Below are 2,709 nucleotides of genomic sequence, written 5' to 3' on the forward strand. Positions count from 1 at the left end.
CACGTCGCGCACCTCGTGCGGCGCGATCGACGGATCGACAAAGTCCGTCACGCCCGCGCGCAAGGCGGCGATGGCGCCTTCGGGCTGGCCCAGCAGGCCCACCGCCACGCGGGGAATATTGGGCGCCACGCGCGCCAGCGTGCGGGCCAGGTCGGCCGAGCGCAGCAGTTTGCCGGGGTCGTTACTGGACAGCGTGAAATCCAGGAAGATGATCTTGGGGTCGATGTCCAGCAGCCGCCGGCCCAACTGGTCTACCGGCGGGCACTCCTGGGTCAGCACGCCCAGCGTTCCCAACGCCTCGACCAACTGGCCCGCCACCCCATCGCCCTGCGAGCAGAATAGAAACCGGATGCCGCTTTGCAGCCCGGTCAGTTCCGTGGAATACGCCTTCATATCTTTCACCGCGAAAAACCTGGCACCTGCTGGCCGCCGGCAGGCCCCATCAAGTAGTAACCCCAGGCATTGGCCATGGTGTCGGCGCGCTCCTGCCGTTCGCCCGGCAACGGCAGCGCCACCCCGCGCGCGATCGGCCGCACCAGCCGCGGCGTGACCACAATGACCAGCTCACGCTCTTCCTGCGAATACTCGATGCCGCGGAAGAACGCGCCGATGATGGGCAGCTCGCCCAGGAACGGCACCTTGTTCACCGACGCCTTGGTTTCACGCGACACCAGCCCGCTGATGATGAAGCTTTCACCGTCGCCCAGCTCCACCATGGTGTCGGCGCGGCGGGTGCGCAAGGCGGGAATCAGCGTGGCGGTCTCGCCGTTCAGGATGGGAATGCCGTTCACGTAGTCCAGCTCGCTGGCCTCGGGCGCCACCTTCAAGGCGATGCGCTCGCGCGACAGCACCGTGGGGGTTACCGTGAGGCCGATACCGAAGGGCTTGAACGTGACGCTCTGCGTTCCCAGGCCGCCCGCCTCGGGCACCGGAATCTCGCCGCCCGCCAGGAAACTGGCGCTTTGCCCGCTAAGCGCCACCAGCGTGGGCTCGGCCAGGATGCGCGCCATGCCGTTGTTCTGCAGCAGGCGCAAAGTTGCGCCGAAATTGTTGGAATCGAACAGCAGGCTGAAGCCGTCGCTAAGCAAGCCGCGGCCCGCGATATTGCCGGGTACGCTGAAACCGTCGGGCGAGGTGCGCACGCCGAATCCCCAGCCCCCGGTGTTGCCCGTCATGGACAGGCCCACCTGCTTCATCACCGAGCGCGAGACCTCGACCACCTTGACTTCCACCTGCACCACACCGCCAGTACCAGCCGTGGCCACGTCGACCACGTTCTTCTCGCCCACCGCCGAAGCAGCCGCGGCCACCGAGCCCTGATGCGACAGGGGCGAGGCAGCCTGGCCCGACACCACCGCATGCGCGCCCGCGACATCCACGTTGGCGCCGCCCGCCTGGCCGCGGCGGGCCAGTTCGGCCTGCACCGGCGTCATGACGCGCACCGTCCAGGCCATAGGCTGGCGGCTGTCGCGCGCCCATACCTGTACCTGGGTAGTGCCGGCCTTTTTGCCGATCAGCATGACGGCCGCCGGCCGGCCCGCGGCGGCCGGCAGGATCTTCACATCAGCCACGTCCGGATCGGCCACCGCGATGCGCGTGGGGGTGCCCGGCAGCGGCAGCAATTCCTGCCCCTTCACGGGCAGAGCGATTTCCCGGGCAGCGGGCGGAGCGGCGATTGCCTGGCCTGGCTGGGCCGCCTGGGCCTGGCCTGCCGCTGGTGCGCCGTAGAGAACACCGGCCAGGGCCAGCGCGGTGCAGATCAAAGAAGCGCGCATACTGGGTTTCATCCGAATCGACATAGGAAACAAGGGGTCGCGGGTCATCGGGACAGGCACCTTCAATAGCGCACGCGCTGTGCGCTGTCGCCGCGCAGGATCTCGATGGAACGCCCTGAACCGCCGCCCGAACCGCCGGCGGCGCGCTTGACCTGCTGCGGCGCCGGGCCGTCCAGCTGTGCCAGGCTGTCGCCCGCGAAAGCGCGGTTGGCGCCTTCGGCCAGGGCGGCCCGCTCTTCGGGCGACAAGCCGGCTCGGGCTGTCATGACCGGCTGGCGCGGCTGGAACAAATTCAGGTCGGGCACGGTTTCGTCATCGGGCGCGCGCAGTGCCAATTGCAGGTGGCCGGATCGGCTGGCCAGCAGCAGTTCGTTCACACGGTCCACCGGCACGGCCAGCAGGGCCGAGCGGGCCGGCGGAGCGGCCGCGGGCCGCTGCACCGCGGGCTTGTCGGTTTCCACGGGAGGGCCGTCTATGGATTGCACGCCATAAGCCAGCACCCGCACGCGCGACTGCAGCAGGCGTACCTGGCTGCCCTGCACTTCCTGGCCTTTGGCCAGCGAGAAGAACACATCCACCATGTCGCCGGGCATGACGCGGTTGCCCGCGCCGACGATTTCGTCCACGGGCACCGCCACCGCGCGTTCGCCTTCATGCAGCTGTTTGGCCAGGCCCTGGGCCAGCATCTGGCGGGTAACCGGCTCGCCCGCGGCAATATCCAGGCGCGCCACTTCGCCCACCAGGTCTTCCGCCTTGGCATAGCCCCCGGTCAGCGCCACCGGCCATTGCTGCACTTTCAGCATACCGGCGTCCAGCCGGGTGCCGGCCTGCAGTGCCTGGCCGGCTAGCACCACTGGATGCGTCGCCTGCGGCACCGCCGGTTGCGTGGGCGCAGGGGCGGAGGCCACCGGCGCCGGGGCGGAAGACCTGGTGG

2 protein-coding genes and 1 pseudogene are annotated in these 2,709 nt (G+C 69.2%); all 3 read right to left on the reverse strand.

Features of this window, described 5'->3' with window-relative positions; all coding sequences use genetic code 11:
- Positions 1–393, reverse strand: a pseudogene (locus LPZ50_RS23910) (pilus assembly protein CpaE); the annotation flags it as partial.
- Positions 394–398: 5 nt separating this feature from the next.
- Positions 399–1,787: a type II and III secretion system protein family protein gene (locus LPZ50_RS23915; protein ID WP_419195636.1), complete on the reverse strand. Its 1,389-nt coding sequence runs from the start codon at positions 1,785–1,787 to the stop codon at positions 399–401.
- A 50-nt stretch (positions 1,788–1,837) separates the two neighbouring features.
- A partial coding sequence (gene cpaB / locus LPZ50_RS23920) for a Flp pilus assembly protein CpaB (RefSeq protein WP_230665340.1) occupies positions 1,838–2,709 on the reverse strand: 872 nt, incomplete at its 5' end.

It is taken from the genome of Bordetella petrii (genome assembly GCF_020991325.1).
GTDB lineage: Bacteria > Pseudomonadota > Gammaproteobacteria > Burkholderiales > Burkholderiaceae_B > Bordetella_A > Bordetella_A petrii_E.